Here is a 5,715-nt window from a genome sequence, read left to right as displayed (position 1 = left end):
TTCATTTCGGGCACGATGCTGAAATCGGCCGCAAACCGCTTATATTGGCGCAACCATGACCCTTTCACTTGATCTTACCGCCGAAGGCGCGCGCGACGCCTTGCGTGCCCGCGCCGCGCCGGCCGAAAAGCCGACGCTGATCGGCCTCACCCGGGCCGAGCTCGGCGCCGCCCTGGTCGAGGCCGGCATCGTGCCGGAGCGCCAAGCCAAAATGCGCGCCCAGCAGCTCTGGCACTGGATGTATGTGCGCGGCGTCTCCGACTTTTCCGGCATGTTCAACATCTCCAAGGATCTGCGCGCCGAACTCGACAGGCATTTCACCGTCGCGCGGCCCGAGATCGTCGAGGAGCAGATCTCCGCCGACGGCACCCGCAAATGGCTGTTCCGCTTTCCGCCGCGCGGCGCCGGCCGCCCGGTCGAGATCGAGACCGTCTATATCCCCGAGGAAGGCCGCGGCACGCTCTGCATCTCCTCGCAGGTCGGCTGCACGCTGACCTGCTCGTTCTGCCACACCGGCACGCAGAAGCTCGTGCGCAACCTGACCACCGAAGAGATCCTGGCGCAGCTGCTCACCGCCCGCGACCGGCTCGGCGACTTCCCCGACCGCGACACGCCGGACGGCGCCATCGTGCCGGCCGAGGGCCGCAAGGTGTCCAACATCGTCATGATGGGCATGGGCGAGCCGCTCTACAATTTCGAGGCAGTGAAGAAGGCGCTGCTGATCGCCTCCGACGGCGACGGCCTGTCACTGTCCAAGCGCCGCATTACGCTCTCGACCTCCGGCGTCGTGCCGGAAATCTTCCGCACCGGCGAGGAGATCGGCGTCATGCTGGCGATCTCGCTGCACGCCACCAATGACGACCTGCGCGACCTGCTCGTGCCGATCAACAAGAAGTTCCCGTTGAAGGAGCTGATCGCCGCCTGCCGGGCCTATCCCGGCCTCTCCAATGCCAGGCGCATCACCTTCGAATATGTGATGCTGAAGGACGTCAACGATTCCCTCGACGACGCCAAGGCGCTGGTCAAGCTGCTCAAGGGCATTCCGGCCAAGATCAATTTGATCCCGTTCAACCCGTGGCCGGGCACCAACTACCAGTGCTCGGACTGGGAGACGATCGAGAAGTTTGCCGACTACATCAACAATGCCGGCTATGCGTCGCCGATCCGCACACCGCGCGGCCGCGACATCCTCGCCGCCTGCGGCCAGCTCAAGTCGGAGTCGGAGCGCATGCGCAAGGTGGACCGGCTGGCGCTCGAAGCCATGATGATCGCGGGGCACGGCGAGGCGTGAGCCGCTTCATCGCCTACCTCATCCGCTTCGCCGTCATCCTTGTCGGCTACATCGCCGCCTCGCTGGCGGCCAGCGCCTTCCTCAACATCCTGTTCCTGGGCTCGCTCGGCTATACGCCGGACCAGGCTCACCCGACGGCGACCGCCTCGCTCTATTTCTCGATCCCCTTCGTGGCGCTGTTCGTCGCCTATTTCGCCTTCATGCCGGCGACCGTCGTCATCCTCGCCGCCGAGGTCCTCGGACGGCGCGACTGGCTGTTCTATGCGATCGCCGGCGGCGGCGTCGCCGCGGCCTTCCTCGGTTTCGTCCGCCAGAGCGGCGATCCCAACTTCGTCGTCACCGATACCAGCGCCATACTGGCGGTAATTGGCTCCGGCATGGTCGGCGGTATTTTCTACTGGCTCGCCGCCGGCCGCTGGGCCGGCAGCTGGCGCGAGAGCGAGCCTGTTTCGCCTGGGCCGTCAGGATCTTGAGCGCGAAGGCCGAGAACACGCCGCCGAACAGATACGACCATCGGCGTCACCGTGGCCAGCGGCCGGACGGCGGCGTCTGGTCCAGCGTTCGGCTATCAAAGACCGTTCCTCTCTTGCGCAGCCCGGAAACGCCGTGATACCTCGCCCGCGAAACCTTTCCCCGCGGAACCGCCTAAAATGTCCAAGACCAAGAACGTGAAGAAAGTCGTGCTCGCCTACTCAGGCGGCCTCGACACATCCATCATCCTGAAATGGCTGCAGACCGAGCTCGGCGCCGAAGTCGTCACCTTCACCGCCGACCTCGGCCAGGGCGGCGAGCTGGAGCCGGCGCGCCGCAAGGCCGAGCTGATGGGCATCAAGGACATCCGCATCGTCGACGTGCGTGAGGAATTCGTCGCCGACTTCGTCTTCCCGATGTTCCGCGCCAATGCCGTCTATGAAGGCACCTACCTGCTCGGCACCTCGATCGCCCGGCCGCTGATCTCCAAGCACCTCGTCGAGATCGCCAAGGAAACCGGCGCCGACGCGATTGCTCACGGCGCTACCGGCAAGGGCAACGACCAGGTCCGTTTCGAGCTGTCGGCTTACGCGCTTAACCCCGACATTAAGGTCATCGCGCCGTGGCGCGACTGGTCCTTCAAGTCGCGCACCGACCTGCTGAACTTCGCCGAGCAGCACCAGATTCCCGTGCCGAAGGACAAGCGCGGCGACGCGCCGTTCTCGGTCGACGCCAACCTGCTGCACTCCTCCTCGGAGGGCAAGGTGCTGGAGGATCCGTGGACGGAGCCGCCGGAATTCGTCCACCAGCGCACCGTCTCGCCGATGGACGCGCCGGACAAGGTCACCGAGATCGAGATTGAGTTCCTCAAGGGCGATCCGATTGCGCTGAATGGCAAGAAGCTGTCGCCGGCGACGATGCTGGCCGCCCTCAACGACCTCGGTCGCGACAACGGCATCGGCCGGCTCGACCTCGTCGAGAACCGCTTCGTCGGCATGAAATCGCGCGGCGTCTACGAAACGCCCGGCGGCACCATCCTGATCGCCGCCCACCGCGCCATCGAATCGATCACGCTCGACCGCGGTGCCGCGCACCTCAAGGACGAGTTCATGCCGCGCTATGCCGAGCTGATCTACAACGGCTTCTGGTTCTCGCCCGAGCGGCTGATGCTGCAGGCGATGATCGATAAGAGCCAGGAGGACGTCGAGGGCACGGTGCGACTGAAGCTCTACAAGGGCAATGTCATGGTCACCGGCCGCAAGTCGAAGAAGACGCTTTATTCCGACGCGCTGGTCACCTTCGAGGACGACCGTGGCGCCTACGACCAGAAGGACGCCGCCGGCTTCATCCGCCTCAATGCGCTGCGGCTGAGGACGCTCGCGGCGCGCACGCGCAAGGGCTGACATAGCGCCGTCGTGCGCTGTGCCGATCCCGCGAAAGCCGAAACGACGCAAGAAACCCGGTGGAGACGCCGGGTTTTCTATTTTGCGTTCCTAATATAAGCAAAATAAGAACGACCAAATGACGTTTCCCGTTTGACCTTTCGGTAGCTTCATCTAAGTTCCGCCGCGGGATTGACGGGGGTTTTGACAGTGAAAAAAGGCATTTTTGTTCTGCTGGCAACTTCCGTCGCTTTCGCGGCGTGCCAGACCGCGCAGGCCGCGAAGCGTGAGCCAAAGCCGGATCTGGACGGCTGCATCGCCGAAGCCCGCGCCTGGAACATCACGCTCAAGCACGATATCGCCGGTTTCATGGGCGTCTCGCTGGAGCGCATGCCGGCCTTGTTCTGCGAGCGCCTTGCTGCCGGCGTGCGCAGCGGCCGGATCACCTATTCCGATATAAACAACCTGCAGCTCGACCAACCGACCGAAATCTGGATGGTCCTCAAAGGCAAGCCAAAGCCGGCCGCGGTCACGCAAGCCCCGGCACCGCGATCGTCAAACTTCCGTAATTGCACCGGGAGAGACGGCATCTTCCAGGTTCCAGCTTCCCGGAAATGCCCCCCAGGCGGCTACGGGCATTTCGAGCAGCCGTCCGAAAGGGAGATTAGCGCCAGGTCGAAGGCGGCCACCTCAGCGCCGCGGAACCCCAAATTCCATACCTGCTCAAATGTTTTCACCGGCACCTTCGAGGTTCCCGCTTCCCGGAAATGCCCCTTGGGCGGCGGCTAATCGTAATCTACCGGGGTCCCGACGATGATCGAGGGCAGGCCAAGGGCGGCTCCTCCAACGCTGCGGAACTCCAACTTGTTTACCTGCAGCGGTATTGACGGCAGCTTCCAGGTTCCCATTTCCCAGAAATGCCCGTTGAGCGGCTACGCGCATTGTTGAGAGCGAGTGATTGGGCTTTGACCCTGCCCCATAGGCAGAAAGCAAGGCAGCGGAGTGGAGGGACTTCGACAGTGAAGAACGGTCTTTTTCTCTTGCTTTCAGCGGCAGTCATCTTCGGCGGATGCCAGTCCTCGCAGGCCCTGGCGGCGCCGACGTCCAAGTTCCGTACCTGCAGCGGATTTGACGGCCCCTTCCAGGTTCCCATTTCCCAGCAATGCCCGGTGAGCGGCTACGCGCATTCCGACCAACCGACCAAAATGGACAGCAAGGGCAGGTCGAAGGCGGCGACGGCACCACGGTCGTCCAAGTTCCGTACCTGCAGCGGATTTGACGGCCCCTTCCAGGTTCCCGCTTCCCAGAAATGCCCGGTGAGCGGCTACGCGCATTCCGACCAGCCGACCAAAATGGACACCAAGGGCAGGTCGAAGGCGGCCCCGGCGCCGCGGTCGTCCAAATTCCGTAACTGCAGCGGTATTGACGGCAGCTTCCAGGTTCCCATTTCCCAGAAATGCCCGTTGAGCGGCTACGCGCATTATTGAGAGCGGGATCGAACCTGATCGTTTCGAGCGATTGGCTTTGACACCGCTCCATAAACAAAAAGCCCGGCGCATGGCCGGGCTTTCTGTCGAGTGGAGATGGCATCAGTTGCCGTCGATCGCCTCCGCGATGCGGGCAATGGCCTGCTGGTAGACGCTGGCCGAGTTCCAGCCGGCTATGGCGCCCATGTTCGCCTGATAGCCCGCGCCGGCCCGCCAGCCATGGCCCTTGAGGTAGTTGGCGGTGGAAGCGAGCGCGGTATTCCTGTCGCGCAGATTTCCGTTGCCGACGCCATACTTCAGGACGTTTCCGGGCAGGAACTGCGTGTGGCCGATCTCGCCATGCATGGCGCCGACCGAAGCGGAGGTCAACGTCCCGCGATCGACCAGCTTCAGCGCCGCAATGGCATGCGGATAAAAGTAGTCCGGCCGGCGGCAATCATAGGTAAGCGTCAAAATAGCGGACACCGTGTTCTGGTTGCCCATGGAGGCGCCGAAGCCGGTCTCCATGCCCCAGATGGCGAGCAGCACGCCGGGCGGCACGCCGTAGGTCGCTTCGATCCTGTCGAACAGCGCCGCGTTCGACTTCTTCAGCGAACGGCCCTTGGAAATGATCGCAGCCCCGCCGCGGCGCTTCATGAAATCTTCCACCGAGCCGCTGAACGCCTTGTGGATGGCGCGGTCGGCGGAGATGGTCCTCGTCGCGTAGGTCGCGCCAGCCAGGGCGGACAGCCCCCTCGCTCCGACCCCTTCGGCCTGGGCCTGGGCGGCAAAGTCCTGCTTCCAGGCTTCGAAGCCGGCGCTGTTCTTGCCACAGCTGCCAGCCGCCTGCGCGCCTGTCGCCAGCGCAACCACCGCCGCCACCACGGCCGCAAAAATCTTTCCCTTGGCAAGAAATGCCATGCTGTTCTCTCCTGATCGCCTGAATCACGTCCCGGTTGCGAATTTGCCAGTGAAGCGCCCGATTGTCACCGCCCCCACGGCTGCACTGGTTGCTCGATGCTGGCCAATGAAGCGGAATTTGCCTACGATCAAGTATTTATTGTGGCGGGGGGCGCGATACACATGGGCGATGTTGATGTTGTGA

Annotated in this window: 6 protein-coding genes; 5 read left to right on the top strand and 1 reads right to left on the bottom strand. The window is 63.6% G+C overall.

Annotated features, from left to right (window positions below; all coding sequences use genetic code 11):
* The first annotated feature begins 55 nt into the window (after nucleotides 1–55).
* From rlmN to EN742_RS21750, 5 genes are all read left to right on the top strand, one after another.
* The gene (rlmN, locus tag EN742_RS21770) at nucleotides 56–1,291 is read left to right on the top strand and encodes a 23S rRNA (adenine(2503)-C(2))-methyltransferase RlmN (RefSeq protein WP_126057416.1); all 1,236 of its coding nucleotides are present in this window, start codon (nucleotides 56–58) and stop codon (nucleotides 1,289–1,291) included.
* The gene (locus EN742_RS21765) at nucleotides 1,288–1,764 is read left to right on the top strand and encodes a hypothetical protein (RefSeq protein WP_126057415.1); all 477 of its coding nucleotides are present in this window, start codon (nucleotides 1,288–1,290) and stop codon (nucleotides 1,762–1,764) included. Before rlmN ends, EN742_RS21765 begins: the two co-directional genes overlap by 4 nt.
* A gap of 177 nt (nucleotides 1,765–1,941) precedes the next feature.
* The gene (locus tag EN742_RS21760; RefSeq protein ID WP_126057414.1) at nucleotides 1,942–3,165 is read left to right on the top strand and encodes an argininosuccinate synthase; all 1,224 of its coding nucleotides are present in this window, start codon (nucleotides 1,942–1,944) and stop codon (nucleotides 3,163–3,165) included.
* 189 nt (nucleotides 3,166–3,354) lie between these two features.
* Nucleotides 3,355–3,933: a hypothetical protein gene (locus EN742_RS21755; protein WP_245455302.1), complete on the top strand. Its 579-nt coding sequence runs from the start codon at nucleotides 3,355–3,357 to the stop codon at nucleotides 3,931–3,933.
* A 230-nt stretch (nucleotides 3,934–4,163) separates the two neighbouring features.
* Nucleotides 4,164–4,631 carry a hypothetical protein gene (locus EN742_RS21750; RefSeq protein WP_126057413.1) on the top strand — a complete coding sequence of 156 codons (468 nt, stop codon included), beginning with the start codon at nucleotides 4,164–4,166 and terminating at the stop codon, nucleotides 4,629–4,631.
* A gap of 102 nt (nucleotides 4,632–4,733) precedes the next feature.
* On the opposite strand, the gene EN742_RS21745 is transcribed toward EN742_RS21750, so the two are convergent.
* Nucleotides 4,734–5,531: a lytic transglycosylase domain-containing protein gene (locus EN742_RS21745; RefSeq protein WP_126057412.1), complete on the bottom strand. Its 798-nt coding sequence runs from the start codon at nucleotides 5,529–5,531 to the stop codon at nucleotides 4,734–4,736.
* Nucleotides 5,532–5,715 lie beyond the last annotated feature (184 nt).

It is taken from the genome of Mesorhizobium sp. M4A.F.Ca.ET.020.02.1.1, from assembly GCF_004022645.1.
GTDB lineage: Bacteria > Pseudomonadota > Alphaproteobacteria > Rhizobiales > Rhizobiaceae > Mesorhizobium.
Note: the sequence above shows the minus strand (reverse complement) of the source record. Positions and strands in the feature narration are given on the sequence as shown.

Bases quoted from the DNA above. Each gene is read 5' to 3' on its own strand.
- rlmN (WP_126057416.1), top strand. From the start codon at position 56: ATGACCCTTTCACTTGATCTTACCGCCGAAGGCGCGCGCGACGCCTTG.
- EN742_RS21760 (WP_126057414.1), top strand. From the start codon at position 1,942: ATGTCCAAGACCAAGAACGTGAAGAAAGTCGTGCTCGCCTACTCAGGC.
- EN742_RS21745 (WP_126057412.1), bottom strand. From the start codon at position 5,531: ATGGCATTTCTTGCCAAGGGAAAGATTTTTGCGGCCGTGGTGGCGGCG.